15 protein-coding genes are annotated in these 21,686 nt (G+C 38.9%); 12 read left to right on the top strand and 3 right to left on the bottom strand.

What is annotated here, in order from left to right; translation table 11 throughout:
• Positions 1-110: 110 nt before the first annotated feature.
• The 4 genes from IPU53_RS09920 (at position 111) to IPU53_RS09905 (ending at position 6,117) form a co-directional block, all read left to right on the top strand.
• The gene (locus tag IPU53_RS09920) at positions 111-1,733 is read left to right on the top strand and encodes an extracellular solute-binding protein (protein ID WP_207450313.1); all 1,623 of its coding nucleotides are present in this window, start codon (positions 111-113) and stop codon (positions 1,731-1,733) included.
• Positions 1,734-2,496: 763 nt separating this feature from the next.
• Positions 2,497-3,294, top strand: coding sequence for an ABC transporter ATP-binding protein (locus IPU53_RS09915; protein WP_207450311.1), 798 nt, complete (start codon positions 2,497-2,499; stop codon positions 3,292-3,294).
• A 59-nt stretch (positions 3,295-3,353) separates the two neighbouring features.
• Positions 3,354-4,751, top strand: coding sequence for a protoporphyrinogen oxidase (gene hemG, locus IPU53_RS09910; RefSeq protein ID WP_207450309.1), 1,398 nt, complete (start codon positions 3,354-3,356; stop codon positions 4,749-4,751).
• Between the two features lie 175 nt (positions 4,752-4,926).
• A complete protein-coding gene (locus IPU53_RS09905) occupies positions 4,927-6,117 on the top strand; it encodes an MFS transporter (RefSeq protein WP_207450307.1) in 1,191 nt (396 codons plus the stop codon).
• A gap of 278 nt (positions 6,118-6,395) precedes the next feature.
• Here the strand turns inward: IPU53_RS09905 and IPU53_RS09900 are convergent, their stop codons facing one another.
• Together IPU53_RS09900 and IPU53_RS09895 are read right to left on the bottom strand one after the other, a co-directional pair.
• On the bottom strand, positions 6,396-7,880 hold the full coding sequence (locus tag IPU53_RS09900) for a cellulase family glycosylhydrolase (protein ID WP_207450306.1): 1,485 nt from the start codon (positions 7,878-7,880) through the stop codon (positions 6,396-6,398).
• A gap of 79 nt (positions 7,881-7,959) precedes the next feature.
• A complete protein-coding gene (locus IPU53_RS09895; RefSeq protein ID WP_207450419.1) occupies positions 7,960-8,577 on the bottom strand; it encodes a YktB family protein in 618 nt (205 codons plus the stop codon).
• A 193-nt stretch (positions 8,578-8,770) separates the two neighbouring features.
• Here IPU53_RS09895 and IPU53_RS09890 point away from each other — a divergent pair, with 193 nt between their 5' ends.
• The gene (locus IPU53_RS09890) at positions 8,771-10,279 is read left to right on the top strand and encodes a DUF1846 domain-containing protein (protein WP_207450303.1); all 1,509 of its coding nucleotides are present in this window, start codon (positions 8,771-8,773) and stop codon (positions 10,277-10,279) included.
• A 440-nt stretch (positions 10,280-10,719) separates the two neighbouring features.
• On the opposite strand, the gene IPU53_RS09885 is transcribed toward IPU53_RS09890, so the two are convergent.
• Positions 10,720-10,872 (bottom strand): hypothetical protein, encoded by a 153-nt coding sequence (locus tag IPU53_RS09885; RefSeq protein WP_207450301.1) that lies wholly within the window; start codon positions 10,870-10,872, stop codon positions 10,720-10,722.
• A 510-nt stretch (positions 10,873-11,382) separates the two neighbouring features.
• Between IPU53_RS09885 and IPU53_RS09880 the strand changes: the two genes are divergently transcribed.
• The 7 genes from IPU53_RS09880 (at position 11,383) to IPU53_RS09850 (ending at position 21,656) form a co-directional block, all read left to right on the top strand.
• Positions 11,383-12,348 (top strand): 2-hydroxyacid dehydrogenase, encoded by a 966-nt coding sequence (locus IPU53_RS09880; RefSeq protein ID WP_207450299.1) that lies wholly within the window; start codon positions 11,383-11,385, stop codon positions 12,346-12,348.
• A 44-nt stretch (positions 12,349-12,392) separates the two neighbouring features.
• Positions 12,393-14,645, top strand: a complete 2,253-nt coding sequence (locus tag IPU53_RS09875) for a helix-turn-helix domain-containing protein (protein WP_207450297.1) — start codon at positions 12,393-12,395, stop codon at positions 14,643-14,645.
• Between the two features lie 301 nt (positions 14,646-14,946).
• Positions 14,947-15,912, top strand: a complete 966-nt coding sequence (locus tag IPU53_RS09870; protein WP_207450295.1) for an ABC transporter permease — start codon at positions 14,947-14,949, stop codon at positions 15,910-15,912.
• Between the two features lie 16 nt (positions 15,913-15,928).
• The gene (locus IPU53_RS09865; protein WP_207450293.1) at positions 15,929-16,825 is read left to right on the top strand and encodes a carbohydrate ABC transporter permease; all 897 of its coding nucleotides are present in this window, start codon (positions 15,929-15,931) and stop codon (positions 16,823-16,825) included.
• Between the two features lie 41 nt (positions 16,826-16,866).
• Positions 16,867-18,417 carry an extracellular solute-binding protein gene (locus IPU53_RS09860; protein ID WP_207450291.1) on the top strand — a complete coding sequence of 517 codons (1,551 nt, stop codon included), beginning with the start codon at positions 16,867-16,869 and terminating at the stop codon, positions 18,415-18,417.
• Positions 18,418-18,619: 202 nt separating this feature from the next.
• Complete coding sequence (locus IPU53_RS09855; RefSeq protein WP_207450289.1) at positions 18,620-20,104, top strand: LamG-like jellyroll fold domain-containing protein; 1,485 nt, start codon at positions 18,620-18,622, stop codon at positions 20,102-20,104.
• 37 nt (positions 20,105-20,141) lie between these two features.
• Entirely contained in the window at positions 20,142-21,656 is a 1,515-nt protein-coding gene (locus tag IPU53_RS09850; protein ID WP_207450287.1) for a sulfatase family protein, read from the top strand.
• The last annotated feature ends 30 nt before the right edge of the window (positions 21,657-21,686 follow it).

Genomic DNA, 21,686 nt, shown 5'->3' with positions numbered 1-21,686 from the left:
GATCAGTATGGAAGGAGGTGATCCATACAGCATTCGTGGATAAACCAATCGAAATCAGGTTGTACTGACGCAGTTTCACATTATATTTTACTAAATAAGGAGGGGCAATATTGAAATATAAAAAAATAATCTTATTGTTACTGACGTCCTTTATATTAGTTTTAGCTGCATGTAATGGAAAGCAAGCATCCGAACCGCAAACATCTGAAGGGGATGATGAAGGATTAGAGAATTTCAATGAATCTGGCATGCCAGTTGTGAATGAGCCGATTACGCTTAAATTTATGGCAGGAAAAGGGAGCAAAAATGCGGACGATTATAATGAAACTTTGCTCTGGAAAACCTATGAAGAAATGACAAATATCCATATTGATTGGGAATTGGTTGCCGCTGACGGTCGGGAAGAAAAAAGAAATCTTGCTTTGGCTGGCGGGACACTACCTGATGTGTTTTATGCAATGGCCATCCCCAATGATGATTTATTAAAATATGGACAACAAGAAGTCTTTGTAAAGTTGAATGATCTGATTGAAGAATACATGCCCAATTTAACAGCGCTGTTGGAACAATACCCGGATATTCGTAAAGGTGCCACCTTTCCTGATGGCAATATATATTCAATTCCAACCATTTATGATCCTGAGTTTACTTCAGTGATCATGGGGCATAAGTTATGGATTAGACAGGATTGGTTAGACCAATTAGAGATGAAAATGCCTGAAACGATCGATGATTTTTATGCTTATTTAAAGGCAGTGAAGGAAACAGATTTGAACGGGAATGGAAAACAGGATGAAATTCCTTATGGTGCAGGCAATATTACCGGTTTAAGAGATGCTCTGAAAGGGGCATTTGGTGTTGGCAACAGGGGATATAAGCATTCTTATCTTGATCAAGATCCTGATACTGGAGAACTACGGTTTTATCCTATTTCGGATGGTTTTAAAGAAGAATTGACATTTTTAAATAAGCTCTACTCCGAAGGACTTATCCAGAAAAATATTTTTACGATTGACGCAAACCAAAGCTATGCCCTAGGGGCTGAAGGGGTATACGGTAGTACCGTTTTTACTAGTACTGAAAGTGTTTATGGAGAAATGGGTAAAAAATTTGTTGGCGCTTCTGCTCTTGAGGGACCAGGTGGCAAGGCATTTAATCGAGCAACATCTCCACTTGCTCATATGGGTGGCTTTGTGGTCACCAATGAAAACGAAAATATCCCGGCGACATTAAGATGGTTGGACTATTTCTACAGTGAGGAGGGCGCGACATTATTTTTTATGGGGGTCGAGGGCAAAACCTATGAAGTAGATGAAAATGGAGATTTGCAGTACTTAGATAAGATTACAAACAGTGCTGATGGTTTAACAATGGAACAAGAATTAGCCAAATATATTACCTATCTTGGTGGAGGATATCCGGGTCTTGTAAAAGAGGCGACATTTAAAGGGGCAGAAAGCTTACCATCCTCTATAGAAGCGGCTCAAAAGCTCGAACCATTTATGCCGGAAGAAATTTGGCCGGATTTTACGTATACTATTGAAGAAAACAATAAACTTTCTGCTTTACAGGCGGATATCCATAAATATGTCGATGAAATGCAGGATAAATTTATAACAGGTACTGAACCATTATCAAAATGGGATGATTACGTAAAAGAAGTAGAAAAGATGAAGCTAGATGAATACATGGAAATTCAAAAGGCGGCTTATGAACGATATAAAAATAACTAATTCTTCATTATCCAAATGAAGATGGTCATATGAACTATTCTCCTCTATATAAGATTGATTAGGAAATCAATAACATTTAGGGGAGATTTTTTATGAGGGATTAAGAATAATTCGCCTTTATAGAGGGCCAGTAATAAGAGTAACGGAGAAATTCCGAGTTCTTAGCGACTCTCAAGGACACCCTTTCCGTTAAGTACGTAGCATCATTCTCCGAACCACTTTCCAAGGATACGAGTGAAGTTTGAATGCGTAGAAGCGTTTATGAACCACTTTTCGAGATTTCGAGTGAATTATGAGTACGTAAAAGCATCTATGAACCATTTCGAAGAATACGAGTGAATTATAAGTGCATAGAAGCATCTATGAACCACTTTTTCAAGAATTTGAGTGAATGATGAGTGCGTAGAAGCATCTATGAACCACTTTCCAAGAATACGAGTGAGTTTTGAATGCGTAGAAGCGTTTATGAACCACTTTTCGAGATTTCGAGTGAATTATGAGTACGTAAAAGCATCTATGAACCATTTTCCAAGAATTCAAGTGAATTTCGTGTACGTAGCAACTTCTCCTGATCCCACCTTCCCTTCCGTAAGAGCCCAAGAATTGCCGCATTCTCTAACTTAATAATGTTGAAGCACAGATTCCTTTCGTTGCTCCGCAGCCAAGCTGATGATATCAACAGGTTTTTCTTCAAATAACTTAGTAAATTCGCTATAATGAGAACTATTACGTAATAGCTTGGTCAATGAAAGGGAGTTTTAAGATGGAAAATACATTGGTTTCTTTAAAAGATGTTTCCTGGCGTAGAGAAGGCAGGAAAATTTTAAATCAAATTGATTGGGAGATAAAAGCAGGGGAGCATTGGGCTGTTTTAGGTTTAAATGGGTCAGGTAAAACTTCCTTGTTAAATATTTTAGCAGGTTATCAATTTCCAACGACTGGTGATGTGAACGTTCTTGGGTACGAATTCGGCAATTCGTACATTCCTAACTTACGTAATGAATTAGGGATATTCAGCAGTTCACTCGAAAGATTTTCGGAAACACTAGATTTTGAAACGATTGAAGAAATTGTGGTGAGTGGTGAATTTGCTTCGATTGGATTGTATCAAGAAGTTCCGCTAGAAGTCTGGGAAAAAGCGGATGCGCTCATCTCAAAGTTCCGTCTAGATTACTTAAAAGGGAAGGAGTATCGCTACTTATCCCATGGAGAAAAACGAAGAGTGTTAATCGCAAGAGCCTTAATCAATGATCCAAAACTGTTGATTATCGATGAGCCGTGTTCGGGTCTCGACATTTTATCAAGGGAAGAGATTTTAATGTTGATCAAAGAGATCACCCAACAACAATGTCATGTTGTGTATGTCACACATCATATAGAGGAATTGACCGAAGAAATCACGCATGTATTACTCTTACGAGAAGGAGAGATCGTCGGAAAGGGGCCGAAAAAATCGGTATTAACAGATGAGCTATTATCTCAAACCTTTAAGTTAGGTTTGAATGTTCATTGGGCAGAGGGCCGTCCTTGGGTTTCCGTTAAAAAACCGTTAAATATCTGATTTCATCGATGAATATGGTACACTGATAGCAGAAAATCAACGCTAATGAGGTGTACGAGATGAAGACGGTTGTGATTATGGGTGGCGGTATAACAGGCTTATCTGCCGCATATTCTTTACATAAATGGAAAAAGGCTTCGCGGGCAAGGGTTCGATTGATTGTAGTGGAAGCGGAAGAGTCCTTGGGAGGAAAAATTCGTACGAGAATAGATCATAATTTCATTATGGAAACAGGGGCAGATTCAATTGTGACCCGTAAAATGGCGGAAATGGATTGGATTGATGAGCTTGGTTTAAAGGATGAAGTGGTCTATAACGCAACAGGCCAATCTTTTATTTATGTGGATGGTCAATTAGGGGCGATTCCGGCTGATTCTGTTTTCGGGATACCAGCTACCATAGAATCTTTGGCGAATAGTTCCTTAGTATCTGCTGCTGGAAAAGTGGAGGCGTTAAAGGATTTTTACTTACAAGATCGTACTTTCACAAAAGATGATTCCATAGGTGATTTTCTGCGTTATTATCTAGGGGATGAAATGGTGGAAAAGCAAGTTTCTCCTGTTTTATCAGGCGTTTACTCCGGAAAATTGGAGGATTTGTCAATTGCTTCTACCTTGCCGTATTTACTTGATTATAAAGAAAAATATGGCAGTATTATGAAGGGGCTTGAAGTTCATCGTGAAAACTTTAAGAGTAGTGGGGAGAAAAAATTCCTTTCTTTCCAAAATGGCCTAGGTACTTTTATAGAAGCGATATGGCAGTCATTGGAGGATGTAGAGATTCTTACTTCCTTTCAAGCCGAGCAGATTGAAAAGCAAGGCAAACGCTATCGAATTGCTTTCACCAATCATGAGGAAATTGAGGCAGATTATATCATTTCAGCTATTCCGGCTTCTGCTTCGCAGGCTTTATTTAGCGAAACCGACATTGGGCAAGAATTTGCTTCATTTAAAACCAGCTCCCTAATCAGTGTGTATATGGGGTATGATTTACCGGATGATCTTTTACCAGAAGAGGGAACAGGCTTTATTACAGCGAATAATAAGGAACTATCTTGTAATGCTTGTACGTGGACCAGTCGGAAATGGGATCATACCTCTCGACAAGGAAATTTACTTGTACGATTATTTTACAAGAGCAGTCATCCCGCCTTTTCAACAATAAAAAATTTATCCGGAACAGAGCTGATTGAAGTCGCTCAATTAGATATTCAAAAAAGCTTGCAGATTACAGCAACCCCTGTCACCTCGAATGTGACAAAATGGATGGGAAATATGCCGACCTATCAGATTGATCATCAACAAACTGTTGAGCGAGTTGAAAAGATTTTGGCTGCTACTTATCCGAACATTAAGCTTGCGGGCTGTTCTTATTTTGGGGTGGGAATTCCAGATTGTATAAATAGTGGGATTGAAACAGCCGAAAACGTCGTCCAGCAGCTGGAGGCACAGATATAAGCTGGGACATAAGTGTTTTACCAATGAAAAAATGAACGGCTAGGAGGGATATACTCTCGCTCCACGGGAGTCTCCTCAGTCTTTTGCCAAACTCTTACTGAGCTTAACGTCTTAATTATGTTCCGCCCCGAGCACTGTGTGTCAATTCTTATGGAAGAGAAGAAAAGGTGAGTCCATGAAAATTTTTAAAGATTTCCGTCATTTCTTGAAAATACAAGGAGCATGGTATTTAATCTTAGGGATTTTTCTTTATGGCATTGGTACAGGGATCCTATCGCCGATGAACGCGATTTATATGAGTGAAGGGATTGGGCTGTCGAAAGGGGAAATCGCAACTGTTTTCTCAGTTTCTGTTTTGTTAAATATGCTGATCACCATTTTGGTAGGGATGATGAGCGATAAGATGAAACAGAAAAAGCCATTACCCCTAATCGCTTTACTGCTTTGCATGACAGGTCTAATGATCTATATGCAAGCGGATACTTTTACCCAAGCCTTAATTGGCATGATTATTACTGTTGCACCATCAGGACTGATTATGGGGCAAATCTTTGCGATGGCTCGTAATCATTTTATCAAACTAGCGCCCGAGATCTTTGAAATTGCTCAGATCTGGTTAAGAGCAATGATGAGTGTTGGCTTTTTTACGGGATTATTGATTGGAGCCAATCTATATATATTTGCTGATTTTAAAGGTGTGTTGATTGGCAATCTATCAGGTTATTTGTTTTTATTTCTATTGCTTTTATTCTATAAGGAATATAAGCATGGTGAGGGAGAAGGGACCCAAACGACAAAAGGTGAGCGTTTTTCACTTATTATGCTTCTTGCTCTACTATTATTTGGGTGCGCCGACTCTTTAAGAGGATTATACCTGCCACTTGTGATCGTTGATTTATTCGAAAAACCTTATCTAATGTCTTATTTATGGAGTATTCAAGCGGTTTTTGAATTATTGTTTATGACCTTTGCGGGCTATTGGGCGATGAAATTTGGCAGTAGACGAGTGTTTGTGCTTGGTGGGGTTTGTGCGGCGATTACGTATACGATTTATAGCTCAAGTCCGCCTCTATTTGTATTTTTCCTCGTCCAACCGTTGTATTCCTTTTTTGTCTCTGTGCTTTATGGGGTAGCAATGGGGTATGTACAAAGGATGTTCCATACAAAGATTGGTTTTGGCTCAAGTCTATACGTTTTTTTATTCCAAATGGCTTCGTTAGTTGGTTATGTCTTACCTGTTTGGATTCAAGGGTATACACCAAAGATTTTTATGATTCCAGCGATTTTAGTGGGCACAGGGATCCTCTTAATGGTAAGCTATATGTTTTTCATCCGCTCGAAAAAAGAGCTTGTCACAATGGGATGATGTTATAATGAAGAGGCTGGAATAATGGTATTTTCATAAAGAAAAAAACGAACTAGTAGGTGTCTATACTCCGCTTCGGAAATATTCTTCGCTTTCCGCGGGTGAGTGGCAAGTCTCCTCAGGCTTCGCCTTCCGGGGTCTTGCCGAGCTCTCACTTCCCGCAGGACAGGAGTCTCCGAATATTTCCTCCGCTAAGATAATGAATGGTCGTCCTTGGGGCTTAACGTTTTCAAGGTGTCTCAGCCTCTATTTGAATGCGTTTCCCTATATTAATTTACTTATCCTTTCGTGATTACTAAATGACGAATTGTGTTCCCTGTAGCAGGAATTTCCAAATACCCTGCTGGCGAATCCGCTAATCGATGGATCAGGAAATTTGAACCGACTGGTGATAAAGAAACAGTTGCTTGTTCTACTTCTTGGATATTTGGGAAATAAAGGATCGTAGGTTTACTCAAGCTTTCTTTCCACCTCATTTGAAAGCTTCCTAATTCTTCCTCATGGCGATATTGATATAAGCTTCCAGAAACAGCCATCGGATAAGCACGTCTTACACTTGAAAATGGGGCATATTGATCCATATCTGCTGTATAGTCCCAATACGTATCACTACATAAATGGCGTTCTATTAATCGTTTTATGTGTAAAGCGATATGCGCCATATGATTCTGATTGTAAAAAGCTCCCCACTCTCCTAGAATCATGGGCACTCCCAAACGCTGTTTCGTCTGTTCATGTCTTTTAAAAATAAACTCTAAACGACGATCATTGGCTGTATGAGCGAGATCGGTATCAACGACTAGATCATAGGCATGGGGGGCGTATGCCTGTTGACTCTCTTTCTTTCCATTTTGACTCATTAAAGGTTGAATCATGCTACTCATACCCAAATTTGAAAAATAATTAGTTTCCAAAAATAAGATTCTCTGTGAATCAATTGTGCGAATGGCATCTGCTGCTTTTTGATAAAAAGACGATAAAATATCTTGTTCAAATCTCTGTACAATCGCGGCAGGGGCATCGATGACTTGTTGAAAAGCTTCAACATCCTCTAGAAAATAAAAGTAATCTTCTTTTGGATCGGGATCGATAAAGGCAGCCAAGATTTCTTTTTGTTCGATGCTTCCATTTTGAGATTGATAGATTTCTACATATTGATTCATCATTTTTTCCATTACATCAGTTGCAGCTTGACCAATAAAAGGCTCATTAATCAAGTCGTAACCGATTACATTCGGTTCAACATGTAGTTTCAGGACGAGATATTTCCATGCATCGATAAAATGGTCCTGAATCCCTTTGCCAATGGGGCCAGCAGTGTTATGCCAAAAATGGTCAAAAGCAGTTTGAACAGCTTTATTAAATAGATAAGCATCACTCCAAGTCGTGCCAGGCTCGTATTTTTCTCCATCTGTTAAAGTGGCCCAAGCCGGAGCGCCATCTCCGAATCTAGAGCTAAATAAATCCTGATGCATATCCAAAAATACCCAAATATCTTGCTGATGTGCTAAATGAATGAAATGACGAAGGTTTTCAATATACTCATCATGATATACATTTGGCTCAGGCTCTAGACCATCCCAAATTACGCCTAAGCGAATTACATTTAAGCCCCAGCTCTTTAAGTGCTTAAAATCCTGCTCGCTCCAATCGCCAATATAATGAGATTTCTTATCTTTGCAAACCATATTAACCCCGTGAAGCAAAATTTCTCTTCCATCTGCATCAACAAATCGATGACCCTGTGCTTTGATTTTGTTCATTTTGGTCATTCTCCTATTATTTTATTTTTACTCTTTGTAATCAGTGGGAGATAAAGCCCCCACTGATTGAAGTCCTGCTTTACTTAAAAGCCAATTGGTATAGTGGCACAAGTGATTTGAAAGTCTCTTTAACGTATTCTAAAAAGCGATCACCATCTTTGAGAAGTGGATCATTTGGAGCAAGATGCTGACCAATTAAAAATTCTGCCTTTTTCACGTCACGAAAACGAGTCAGTATTTTTTCTAAATCCAGCTCACGCAAGGGAAGCGCATCCTTTTTCATATGATCTTGGGAAATCATATAATCATTAGGGATTGTTTTCTTGACCTTATTCAGATGATCTAAGAAATTTTGCGCCATTTTATCTTTATTCGGTAATTCATAAATAAAAGCTAGCCAGATAAAAACATGATCATCAAACAATCCTACTTGAAAATGCGGATGTTTTTTATACCCCCGCTTATTGTCTGCGATCGCAAGCCATGTATCTTGAGGAGGGTTAACGGTTCTTCTAGCATGCCTAGCAATATGTAAAAACATTTCAGAACCAATCATTGCTGATAAGTCAGTTGCCAGAATCTCCCCTACCTCTTTAAATTTTGGTTGGATCCGTTCTTGGATGGCTGCCATCCGTTCATCAAGGCTATCAATCAAAAAGGTATCGAAGTCTTGTTGCTCAAATCCGTTAAATGCCATTTGACATGCTCCTTTCTTTACTCTCATTTGTTTTTAGCCTGCTCTGTGATTGCGCTTCTTAAACTTGGCACTTATACTATTATCAGTATACATGATCTAACTTTTATAGGAAAAGATTTCATTTAATTGTAGAACGGACGTAAGAAAGGTAAAATAGGCTTATTAGAAACATCGAAAGCAGGCTGAAGGAAAAATGAAAAAAATCGGATTTGATTCGGAGAAATATTTACAAGAACAATCATCTTATATCTTAGAACGGGTACAGCACTTTGATAAGCTGTATATGGAGTTCGGCGGAAAATTAATCGGCGATAAACATGCCAAGCGTGTTTTGCCGGGCTTTGATGAAGATGCAAAAATGAAATTGCTGGCTACACTGAAAGAGAAAGCAGAGATTATTATCTGTGTGTACGCCAGAGACATCGAGCAGAATAAAGTACGTGAAGATTATGGCATTACATATGACCAGGATGTCTTACGCTTAATTGATGAATATCGGGGATACGGCATTTCTGTTAACAGTGTATTGGTCACACGCTATCAAGAACAGCCAAATGCCAAAGTATTCATGGCAAAGCTGGAGCGGAATGGAGTTAATGTTTATACTCATCGTGCTATTGCAGGGTATCCAACAAATGTAGAAGCGGTCGTCGGCAAGAATGGTTTTGCCAAGAATCCCTATATTGAAACGACTAAGCCGATTGTAGTGGTGACAGCACCTGGTCCAGCAAGCGGAAAGCTCGCGACCTGTCTAAATCAGATGTACCACGAACATGAACGTGGAAAGAAAACAGGCTATGCCAAGTTCGAAACTTTCCCAGTTTGGAATTTACCATTGAAGCATCCGATAAATATTGCATATGAAGCTGCCACTGTTGATTTAAAAGATGTGAATATGATTGATAATTATCATTATGAAGCGCACGGAGAAGTGGCAATTAATTATAATCGTGATATTGAGACCTTTCCTGTTATTAAACGGATCATTGAAAAAATTACCGGTAGAGAATCAGTCTACAGTTCGCCTACTGATATGGGTGTCAATCGTCTTAAAACGGCTATAATTGATGACCAGGTCGTCCAAGAGGCCGCAAAACAGGAAATCATCCGGCGAAGTTTCGCCGTAGAAAATGATTATAAAAAAGGACTGGCCGACGAAGAGACTCTTCGCCGTATGGAAGTGATCTTAGAAGAAATCGACTTGAAAAAAGAGGATCGAGTCCCTGTATTGCATGCTCGCAACTATGCAAAAACAGTTGAGGAAAGGGGAGGTAGCACGAACCCGCAAGCGGTGATTGCCATCGAACTTCTGAATGGTGAGATCATCACCGGGCGAACCACATCTCTAATGGATGCTTCGGCAGCTGCGATTCTAAATGGATTGAAGTCACTGGCAAATATTGCCGACGAAATTGACCTATTAGCACCTATGATTTTAAAAACTATTCAGAGTCTAAAAACAGAAGGATTAAACAGCAGAATCCCGATATTAAGTGCTAATGAATTATTGATTGCATTAGCAATTAGTGCTGTCACCAATCCCACTGCTCAACTGGCTTATCACCAACTGGCGAATTTACAAGGCACACAAGCTCATTCAACGGTTATTTTGAACAGAGAAAACGAGCAAACCTTGAAAAAGCTTGGAATTGATATTACGAATGATCCAGTATACCCAACAGAGAATTTATATTACAATTAATGAACTGAAATTTTGCCATTAAGCATATCCAGGGATTCTTTATCGACCTGGAAGTTTCCATGGAGCTCTTCTGTTGGCTATTTAAGTCTGTATAGCCAACAAGAAGAGTCTGCAATGTGCAGTGACATTAATTGAAATAGACTCTCGGAATTTCAAGATGTAAATCCGCCGAATGACCAAAAGCTTACTGGGAATCGAGGCCCTTTTCAAAAAAAGCCATGCCAAAGAAGTGTCACAAGTGTATTTTTTAAAAAAAGAATGTTTTTGTAAACATCGTCTACCAAGATAGTGCGTGGTTGATTTCCGCTACAGTTGCTCGCTTTCCGCGGGGCGGGCGGTGAGCCTCCTCGGCGTAACGCCTGTGGGGTCTCACCTGTCCCGCTGATCCCGCAGGAGTCTCGCACTTTCGCTCCAATCAACCTTTACCAGATTTTGTTTTTCTAAGCAACAATCCCTTGGGGTTCATTAAAAAGAGTAGCTATTGAAGAGAAAATATGGCCTTCTAGGAATCCCAGTTTCTCTTCTTGATGTGCATACCAAGCATCGATATGCTTACACATCATGATTCCAAATATCCTGACGTACCACATCATGTTAAACACCTCAATCACCGTTCGTAAGGAAATAAATCCCTTCACCGGCGATTATTGTGGTGTTTTCAAAAAGTCAAGTGTTTTCGACAAATATGGGAACAAAATTTCATTGTGTATAAGATCTTAAGAATCAAAAGGGAAGATCGTGTAGAATATGGTATTGTCAGACTGACTTCCGTGAGCAAGAGAATATCTCAGTGATTGGAGTGGAAGGTGGCGACTCCTGGGGGATTAGCATGACAGGTGAGATCCCGCAGGAGCGTAGCGACGAGGAAGCTCACCGCATGCCCCCCGGAAAGCGTCCGCCTGGAACGGAAATCACCGTTGACAAGTAGACTCGCCATTTGTAGATGATGATCTTCTCAATAAAGAATGGACGTTCTACAAAAAAGTGAAATATCCCCTAAAAAATTTAGGAGGAGAATTAAAAAAATAGTACAAGACAAGAAAACTTTGTACCATCTAACTCGGTGAATGCCGGGAGTCTATTGAAAGAATAGGAGGCTAATAATGAAACCAAATATTTATTTAAGTCAATCTGTTTCAGAAAAAGTCAGGGAATATTTAAAGGAATATTGTGAAGTGAGAGAATGGCGTGGAGAAGATCGCATTCCACGGGAAACACTTTTGCAAGAAATCGCAAATGTAGAAGGTTTATTAACGGCTTGGCACAAAATAGATGAAGAATTACTAACAGCCGCGCCAAATTTAAAAGTTGTAAGTAATGTTTCTGTCGGCTATAACAATTTTGATATGCACGCTTTAAAAGAACGAAATGTAATCGGAACCAATACCCCATATGTTTTAGACGACACAGTGGCAGACCTGACGTTGGCCCTTATGTTGGCGACAGCAAGAAGGATTGCCGAACTTGATCATTATGTGAAAGAAAAGCAATGGGAGCCTGTGAAGGATGAAGATCAGTTCTTTGGATTGGATGTTCATCATGCGACAATCGGTATTATTGGGATGGGCCGAATTGGAGAAGCGGTTGCTCAACGTGCAAAGTTCGGATTTAATATGAATGTCTTATATCACAATCGGAGCCGAAAACTTGAAGCAGAGAAAAAATATGATGCGGAGTATTGTACATTGCCAAATCTTTTACAACGGGCTGACTTTGTTGTGATGCTTACACCTTTAACGCCAGAAACGCATCATTTGATTGGTGAACAAGAATTCAAACAAATGAAAAAGTCTGCTATTTTTGTAAACGTATCTCGTGGGCAAACGGTGGATGAACAAGCATTAATAACGGCTTTACAAAATGGTGAGATTCATGGAGCGGGGCTTGATGTCTTTCAAAAAGAGCCAGTGGAAACAGATAATCCATTACTGAGCATGCGGAATGTTGTAACGCTTCCTCATATTGGCTCTGCTACAGCTAAAACGCGTGAGGAGATGGCGATGCGTGCAGCTCAAAATATAGTTGCGGTGCTAGCCGGAAAAGGCGCTATTGATCCTGTAACAGACTAACCTTAGAGAATGCAGATGATGACAAAGTGGGAGGGGGGAGGTACTTGAAAAAAAGGCGTATAAGAATTCCGCTCAGTCTTCAATTTTTATCTTTTTATATCCTAATTTTAATTGTCCCAGTGCTTTTTCTTGGCTCGATTATTCATTTCTATTTACTTGCGAATATAAAGGGACAGGTAATGGAGTCGAATGAAAAAAAGCTGATCCAAATGAAGGATATCCTTGACACAAAATTATCGGAGTTTCATAGGATTTCGTTACAAGTATCCTCTCAGCATGAATTAACGCCTTATTATGTGAACAACTTTTTTGACGTCTTTAAAGCAAAAAAAATATTAAACTATAAGGTTGGTAATGATTCAATCTATGAGCTGTTTTATTATATTAGGGGCAATGATTATTTATTTTCTAGTGATTCCAGCTATTCGTTTCCTTCCTTTACAGATAGTTATTTTCAATTTGAAAATTGGTCATACGAAGATTTTTATCAGACCTTAAATGAAAGTCAAAAGCCTTTTCTACGGAATCCGGAAAAGGTAAGAATATTTAATGGTAAAACAGTTGATATGATTACGTACGGTGTACCAGTTCCTTTCAATAGTAAGCACCCTTATGGCACATTGCTTTTTTTTATTGATGAAAAAATGATCCAAGATATGTTGAAAAATGTGGTCAACACTTCGGCAGGAAATGCCTTTATTTTAGATGAGCAGTATCAGGTTGTGGCAGGATTGTATCATCGTCAACCCGAATTAAATGCTTTCATTAAGCAAGTCAATCAAGATGGAGTGGATGAGGTTAAAAGCATCATCATAGATCATGAAACATATTATGTATCTCATGTAAAATCCGAATTTCAAGATTGGAGTTTTTTTACTCTAACGCCTGAGTCAGAATTAATGAAAGATGTTAATAGCGTAAAGCATAATGTGTTGATAGCTTATGGGATCGTACTATTTATTGGAATCTTGTTGATCTATATTGGCATGCAAATAAATTATAAACCTCTAGGAAATTTGATCCGGCGAGTGGAGGAAAAATGGTCACGTGTAATCCAACAGCATCATGGTTTAGAAAAAATTTCGGAAGTAATGCATTATTCTGAGTTGAAGAACCAACACTTGAGTAAACATGTTGAAAAAAGCCGGCCAGTGATGCAACAGCATTTACTTATCCGTTTACTTCGAGGAGAAATTGCAGATTATCAGGAGTTAAATGCGTTAGGGGCGGAAATTCATTTACAATTAAAGGAATCAGACTATTATGTGATGTTGATGGAATTTCATCAGCAGAATATCCTCCATGATCCAATGAAAATCGGTGAAGTGAAGAAATGGCTTACATATCTACCAAATAAAGAAAAATACCAAATCGATCTAGGCGATTTGTTTGGAACATCTAAGCTTGTTTTTATCTTATCTGGTGAAGTCCACCATTCAATATTAAATGATTGGTATATAAAAATAAGTAAAGAGAGCGATATTTCGGTGACAATTGGGGTTGGAAATAGCTACCGTGATACAACCCAGATGGGTAAGTCTCATTTGGAAGCGGAAACAGCGCTTCATTACCAATTAATCAAAGGGATCAATCAGATTATTTTTTTCTCGGAAACGTCCGCGGAAAATTTGAATATGAATTGGTACGATCGGCAAATCGTCGACCAACTAGAGTTATGTATAAGACAGCGGAATATGGAGCAAGTTGAGAAGATTATGATGAAAATCACAGGAATCATCCAATCTTCTAACTCGAATTTATTTATGGCGAAGTGCTTGATGTTTGATGTGTCCAGCACGGTTATGAGAATTATTCAGGATATTCAGCCTGCTCAAGAAAAGCATGATGTGCTGCCAGATGTTTTACAAATCAATGATTTCCATTCTACCGAGGAAATGGAAGAAATGGTAACAAAAATAATTCGGAATGTTTTTGACATTCATGACCAGGCACAGCCTGATCTGCAATTATTGGATGATTTATTAATATATATACAAGATCATTATCATGAATACCAGTTTTCCATACAAGCTTTAGCAGAGCATTTCTCCCTATCAGAAGCTTATATTATGCGTTATTTTAAAAAGCACACAGGTGAGACAATCTTACAGCATTTAAATCGTATACGTATGGACCAAACGAAACTTCTGTTAAAAACAAGCGATTTACAGGTAAAAGAGATTGCAATGCAAGTTGGCTATAGTGATGTTTCCAGCTTTATAAGGAAATTTAAGCAACAAGAAAACATGACACCAGGGGAATTCAGAAAAAAACATACAGAAAAAAATGTAATTTAAACTTGGCATCTGCCAAGTTTTTTTGTTTCTTAATAGATAGACAATATCTTGTAAAATCGCATAAATCGTTGGTTTATCAAGGGTTAGACGAGGTTGTAAATGGCATATTGGTTTCGTTTTCACATACAGAGCCAAATAGAACAAAATTGGTTTTGGCATATATCGTGTGAAATAACTGATTGCGGAAAAACGAAAAAATATTTTAAGCTTAGGTCACTGAACGGATCACTTAATCGAAATGGTGAATCCGTTTGCAACAAGGCAATCAGATTTCTACATAGAAGAAAAGGAGGTACGAAATATGAAAGAACAAGGGGGAACAGCACTACAAAAGACGGAGCAAATCGTGTTGAGAAAAAGAACACCGAAGGAGAAAATAAAAAAACTTCTGCAAAATTATGATCTCTATCTCTTATTATTACCAACACTGCTCTATTTTTTAGTATTCCATTATTTTCCGATGTATGGTGTACAAATTGCCTTTAAAAATTTCAATGCAGCTTCAGGGATCTTAGGGAGCCCATGGATCGGCTTTGACCAATTTATCCGTTTCTTTCAATCTTATCAATTCTGGACAGTTTTAAAAAATACAATCGGATTGGCTCTTTTTGAATTTGCTGTATTTCCAATCCCAATTATTATGGCGCTATTATTAAATCAGCTTGTGAACCGTCGTTTTAAACGAATTGTACAAACCGTAACTTACGCGCCCCATTTTATTTCAGTTGTTGTTTTAGTCGGGATGCTTTACCTTTTTTTATCACCACGAAATGGAATTATTAATCAGGTCATTGCCCTATTTGGCGGGGATCCTATTTTCTTTTTTGGCATACCGGAATGGTTTAAACCATTATTTGTTTTCTCAGGTGTATGGCAAAGCCTTGGATGGGGGATGATTATTTATTTAGCAGCACTCACATCCATTAGTCCTGACTTGCATGAAGCAGCTGTGATGGATGGTGCGAGTAAGCTAAAAAGAATATGGCACATAGATATTCCGGGAATATTACCGACCGTGATTATTCTATTGATCCTTAATATGGGGAATTTACTAAATGTCGGGTTTGAAAAGGTATACCTAATGCAAAATTCCGTGAATATTTCTTCATCAGAGATTATCCAAACCCATGTATATAAGGCTGGACTTTTAGGAGCTCAATTTAGTTATGCAACGGCGGTTGGGCTATTTAATTCAGTTATCAATTTTATCCTACTCATTGTTGTCAATCAGACAGCTAAAAAGGCTGGACAGAACAGTCTATGGTAGAAGGGAGGCCATTTGAATGAATCTTACAGCGAGAACAAAAGGTGATAAGATATTTGATCTTTTTAATACACTCTTTTTTATGGTTGTATTATTTATCACCATCTATCCGCTTTATTTTATGGTGATTGCCTCTTTTAGCAGTCCTGATGCGGTTAATAATGGTGAAATCTGGTTATGGCCAAAGGATATTACCTTTAAAGGGTACGAAATGATTTTCGATCATGACAAGATCTGGACAGGCTATAAAAATTCAATTATTTACACAGTACTAGGAACGGCCATCAATGTTGTACTTACGATTACCGGTGGTTATGCCCTATCAAGGAAAGATCTAGCTGGTAGAAATATGTTTATGTTTTTTATCGTGTTCACCATGTTTTTTAGTGGCGGGATGATTCCGACCTATCTATTGGTAAAAGATCTTGGCATGGTGAATACGATTTGGGCGATGGTCATACCTAACGCCATTTCTGCCTACAATCTGATTATTGTTCGTACCTTTTTTCAAGGTACTATACCAGATGAATTATTAGAAGCAGGGAAGATAGATGGCTGTACAAACTTGAATTTCTTCTTGAAAATCGTTGTACCGCTATCAACACCGATTATTGCCGTTATGGTCCTTTTCCATGCTGTTGGTCATTGGAATACGTATTTTAACGCACTGATTTATTTGCGTGATTCTGCTTTGCATCCTCTTCAATTAGTGCTTCGGGAAGTTTTGGTTTTATCCCAAGCGAATGAAGTGACGGATTCAGGAGCCTTGGCTGGGATGGAATCTGAAATGCAAAACATCTCCGAATTAATAAAGTATGGAGTTGTAATTATTGCGAGTTTGCCAATGTTAGTCTTATATCCATTTGTACAAAAGCATTTTGTAAAAGGTGTTATGATCGGATCCATAAAAGGATAATGGATCTATTCATATATAATTAAACTGAAGGGGGAAAAGAAATGAGAAAAAGATGGCTGGTTTTTGTTGCACTGGTCCTACTTATATTAGGGGCATGTAGTGGAAAGGATAAAAACAGTTCGAGTGAAGCAATCGAAGATTCAGGAGAGGAGAAGGTTACGTTAAACGGGTTTGGAGTAAAGGCACCTGCGGCTACAACAGATTGGGCTGATATGGAATTTCTAGATGAATTAGCTGAAAATGTGAACACAGAAATTAAGTGGACGAACGCCACTCCCCAAACACAGCAGGAGCAAATTAACTTAATGTTTGCAAGTGATGATTTACCTGACTTTTTTTATTCTGCCTGGACCTTAGGGGCAAATGATATCGTCAAGTATGGAAGCAATGGTCAATTAATTGCTTTAGAGGATCTAATTGAAGAACATGCTCCAAATATCAAAACATTTTTTGAAAAGAGACCAGAAATCGAAAAAATGATCACAGCTCCAGATGGTCATATCTATGCATTACCACTCTATGTTGAAGATCTTTGGAGTACTTCAAATGACGCCTTGTTTGTAAATAAAAAGTGGTTAGATGAAGTTGGGATGGACATTCCCGAAACAACAGATGAATTTAAAGAAATGTTAACAGCATTTAAAGATAAAGATTTGAATGATAATGGAAAGAAAGATGAAATCCCGTTTAGCTTTACGTATAGTAACGAAATTCGTGGGCCCCATTCTTTAAGTGGTTCGTTTGGAGTCGTTGGTCGTAAGCTGGGTGTTGAAAACGGGGAAGTGTATTTGGCGCCTGTTAGAGATGAATATAAAGAATATGTGAAATGGATGCACGAATTGTACAAAGAAGGATTAATCGATCCAGAAGCGTTTACTCATGATATTAATGTGTATGATTCGAAAATAAAATCTGCAACTCCAGTATTGGGTGCCTATTTTGCTTGGTCGAAATTCTCTAGCTTTGGTACTCTCGATAAAGATTATGTGGCGATACCGCCATTAAAGGGGCCAGATGGAGAGCAAATGTGGAATCGCTCATCCGGTTCATTAAGCCTTTCAGGATTTTCCATTACATCCGCCAATGAGAACCCGGCACGATCAATGAAGTGGGTTGATCAAATGTTTGATCCAGAGATAGCTGTTCAAGTTTATGCAGGACCTTTTGGCGTCAATTTGGAAAAAGATGGCGAGAAGATTGTTAAGAGTGAAGTGCCAGAAGGAACGAGCTACGAAGAGTTTAGGCATCAACAATCTCCTGGTTCTTATGGAGTGTATGCGATCCTACAGGAGACATTTGAAAAATTTGAATTAGATACGGGAGAAAAAGAAAAAATGGAATATGCAGAAATGTATGGGCCATATCAACCAGAAGAAATATACCCCGATCTCTTGTATAGTGCTGAAGATGCTGAGCGTTTATCGATTTTAACGACCGATATTGACGGTTATATTGATGAAACGATCCCGAAATTCATTATTGAGGGAGATGTGGATTTGAAATGGGATAACTATATTGAACAATTGGAAAAAATGGGCCTAGATGAGTTGATAGATATTCATCAAAAGTATTATGATAGTTTTAAAGAATAATTAATGTAAGAAGATGTTCAAAAAGGCCGGTAAAAATGACATTGTTCCTTTTTGAACCCGCATTGTAAGCAGTTTTGAATAAAGCTAGTAAAGGGATTTCCAAAATGGCATTCATTCCATAATAGAGTGAGTGCCATTCCTTTAGTAGCGATCTACTAGATAGAATCAATAATCCTAACAAATAATTTTTAGGAGGGATAGGATGACGGAATTTGTAGCGGAGGTACCTCGTTGGCTCATAGATTACTCTCAGACAAAGGCCAGAAAAGTTGAAGGGAAATACGGGCAAGCGCTTGATCTGAGTGCCAGTGCTTCTTTACGGAAAGCTGTATGTGAGACGAATCCTTTACGAAATTATTCAGGTGATTTTACTGTCAGTGTATGGGTGAAAGGCGACCGATTAAATGGCTTATTTGAGAATCGTTCATTTGATCTGATCGCTGCGACACATGAGATCGAGGGCCGTAAGATAGGATGGAAAATCGGAGTTCAAGCAAATGGTGCCTGGTATTGGCAAGCAACTGAAGGGGCGGAAACGTATACATATGAACCTACAGCTAGTCGACAATCGATTCGTGATGGGCAGTGGCATTTTCTTTCCTTTACGTACTCTGCCACAAAACCGGAAATTCGCCTGTATTATAATGGGTTGAATGTAGGGATCTATAGTGTTACTTTACAGACAAAACAAATGTGGAATCAAGCTGAGTCGCTCTGGATTGGTGGAGAAACGAAAAATGAAAGCGATTGTGAATCCTTTCCAGGACTGATTGATGAGGTGTGGATAGATGATCAAGCACTTTCATCAAAACAGATTGCGAAACGTTTTTCTCAATATCGCCACCTTGGGCGGGTTCCAGATAGGCAGAGCAAACATCTCAAGGTGATGACGTTCAACATCTGGAATGGTGGACGTGAGACGGGAGCTGAGATCGGTGTTCAGCGTGTAATTGATGTGATAAAAGATAGTGATGCAGATCTGATTATGATGCAGGAGACATATGGCTCTGGCCCTATAATTGCAGATGCTCTTGGTTATTATTTCTATTTGAGGAGCTCGAATTTATCCATTTTAAGTCGCTATCCAATTATTGATACATATCCATACTATCAAGCATTTCACTGTGGTGGAGCGCGGATTCGCCTAAATGAGGAACGATATGTGAATGTATTCTCGATTTGGTTACATTATCTTAGCGATTATTTGGAGAAACTGCATCGAAATGCGAATCTCAGTCAAGCTCAGTTACTTGAAGGCGAGCAGGAACGGTTAAATGAATTGAGAGAGATACTTCAAGCACTTAAACCACTAACTGAAAAGTCAGAGCAAGAGCCTCTATTATTATGCGGCGATTTTAACAGTGGTTCTCATTTAGATTGGGTCGAAGCAACTCGATCACACCATAATGGCTATGCATTCCCGTTTCCACAGTCACTTATATTGGCTGAAGCAGGATATAGAGATACATATCGGGAAATTCATCCTGATCCGGTTGCGGACCCAGCCATTACATGGCCCGCCTGGGAGCAGGATGATTATATTAGTGATCGCATTGATTATATCTATCTGCATGGCACCCAGCTTGATCCACAGTTTGCGAGGAAGATTAATACACATCCTGTCCAATTTCCATCTGATCATGCGGCGGTTTTGGTTAATTTTCGGATTGAAGAACCGATGAAATGAAGGCTAGATAAAAAAATGTGAGATAGACGGAGGTATAATGATGAAAAAGCCAAATATATTACTCATTACAAGTGATCAACAGCATTGGGATACAATTGGTGCTTTTAACAGTGAGATTTCAACACCTAATTTAGATCGCTTGGTTCGCGAGGGAACTGTTTTCAATCGGGCCTATTGTCCAAATCCAACTTGCACACCGTCAAGAGCATCGATTATCACTGGTGCGTATCCAAGTCAACATGGTGCCTGGTCGCTTGGAACAAAATTACCTGAGGAGCAGGTAACGGTTGGGGAGGTGCTTCAGGAAAACGGATACAGAACCGGATTGATTGGCAAGGCCCACTTTCAACCACTAAAAGATACCGAAGAATATTCATCAATTGAATCCTACCCTTTGTTAACGGATTTGGATTATTGGAAAAAATTTAACGGCCCTTTTTATGGTTTTGAGCACATTGAACTCACAAGGAATCATACAAATGAACATTTGGTTGGTCAACATTATGCCTTATGGATGGAGGAAAAGGGCTGTAAGAATTGGCGGGACTATTATTTACCACCAACAGGAACAATGGATCCTGATGAAAAGTACAAATGGGCGATTCCGGAAAAATATCACTATAATACATGGATAGCTGAACGGACAAATGCAAAACTAACAGAGTATCAGGAAAAAGATGAGTCATTTTTCTTATGGGCTAGTTTTTTTGATCCGCATCCACCTTATCTTGTGCCAGAACCATGGGATACGATGTATGACCCAGAACAATTAACTTTACCAAAGATTGTACCGGGAGAGCATGATAAAAACCCGCCTCATTTTCAATTAACACAAGAAGAGAACCCAAATTTTTCCGCCTATCAGGAAACAGATATAGGCAATATTGGTTTTCGTTCCCATGCGCATATAACGGAACAAGAGGCCAGGCAAAATATGGCCGTCTATTATGGCATGATTAGTATGATGGACAAGTATATCGGAAAAATTTTAGATCGATTAGATGAGCTTGGACTGGCTGAAGATACGATTGTTGTCTTTACAACCGATCACGGACATTTTTTCGGACAACATGGTCTACATGACAAAGGTGGATTTCATTATGAAGATGTAATTAAGCTGCCTTTTATTGTGCGCTCTTCGGGGAGAGTTCCTGCTGGAAAAACGACAGAAGCAATGCAATCCCTTGTTGATTTGGCTCCGACATTTTTAAGCTTTGCTGACATCGCAATCCCCCATACGATGACAGGTAGAGATCAAAAAGAGGTATGGTTAGGGGAAGCAGAACAAGCAAGGGAGCATATTTTATGTGAGAATCGTACACAGCCAACTGCACTTCATATGAAGACATATGTAAATCAACGCTATAAACTAACGATCTATTATAATCAAACATATGGAGAGTTATTCGATTTACAAGAAGACCTAAGGGAGATGTATAACCGCTGGGATGATCCAGAATATGCCGGGATCAAAGCAGATTTACTATTAGAGTATGCGTGGGCAGAACTTGGTATAGAACCACTTTCGATGCCAAGGGTTTGGTGGGCATAATCTCTTATATAAAAAGTAGTGAAGACTCCT

It is taken from the genome of Bacillus sp. SD088 (assembly GCF_017355205.1).
Taxonomy (GTDB): Bacteria; Bacillota; Bacilli; order Bacillales; family Bacillaceae_C; genus Lederbergia.
The sequence above is the reverse complement of the archived record's forward strand: the minus strand, read 5'-3'. Positions and strand labels throughout refer to the sequence as shown.

Coding starts and splice junctions, on each gene's coding strand:
- IPU53_RS09915 (WP_207450311.1), top strand. CDS start 2,497: ATGGAAAATACATTGGTTTCTTTAAAAGATGTTTCCTGGCGTAGAGAA.
- hemG (WP_207450309.1), top strand. CDS start 3,354: ATGAAGACGGTTGTGATTATGGGTGGCGGTATAACAGGCTTATCTGCC.
- IPU53_RS09905 (WP_207450307.1), top strand. CDS start 4,927: ATGAAAATTTTTAAAGATTTCCGTCATTTCTTGAAAATACAAGGAGCA.
- IPU53_RS09900 (WP_207450306.1), bottom strand. CDS start 7,880: ATGAACAAAATCAAAGCACAGGGTCATCGATTTGTTGATGCAGATGGA.
- IPU53_RS09895 (WP_207450419.1), bottom strand. CDS start 8,577: ATGGCATTTAACGGATTTGAGCAACAAGACTTCGATACCTTTTTGATT.
- IPU53_RS09890 (WP_207450303.1), top strand. CDS start 8,771: ATGAAAAAAATCGGATTTGATTCGGAGAAATATTTACAAGAACAATCA.
- IPU53_RS09885 (WP_207450301.1), bottom strand. CDS start 10,872: ATGATGTGGTACGTCAGGATATTTGGAATCATGATGTGTAAGCATATC.
- IPU53_RS09880 (WP_207450299.1), top strand. CDS start 11,383: ATGAAACCAAATATTTATTTAAGTCAATCTGTTTCAGAAAAAGTCAGG.
- IPU53_RS09870 (WP_207450295.1), top strand. CDS start 14,947: ATGAAAGAACAAGGGGGAACAGCACTACAAAAGACGGAGCAAATCGTG.
- IPU53_RS09865 (WP_207450293.1), top strand. CDS start 15,929: ATGAATCTTACAGCGAGAACAAAAGGTGATAAGATATTTGATCTTTTT.
- IPU53_RS09860 (WP_207450291.1), top strand. CDS start 16,867: ATGAGAAAAAGATGGCTGGTTTTTGTTGCACTGGTCCTACTTATATTA.
- IPU53_RS09855 (WP_207450289.1), top strand. CDS start 18,620: ATGACGGAATTTGTAGCGGAGGTACCTCGTTGGCTCATAGATTACTCT.
- IPU53_RS09850 (WP_207450287.1), top strand. CDS start 20,142: ATGATGAAAAAGCCAAATATATTACTCATTACAAGTGATCAACAGCAT.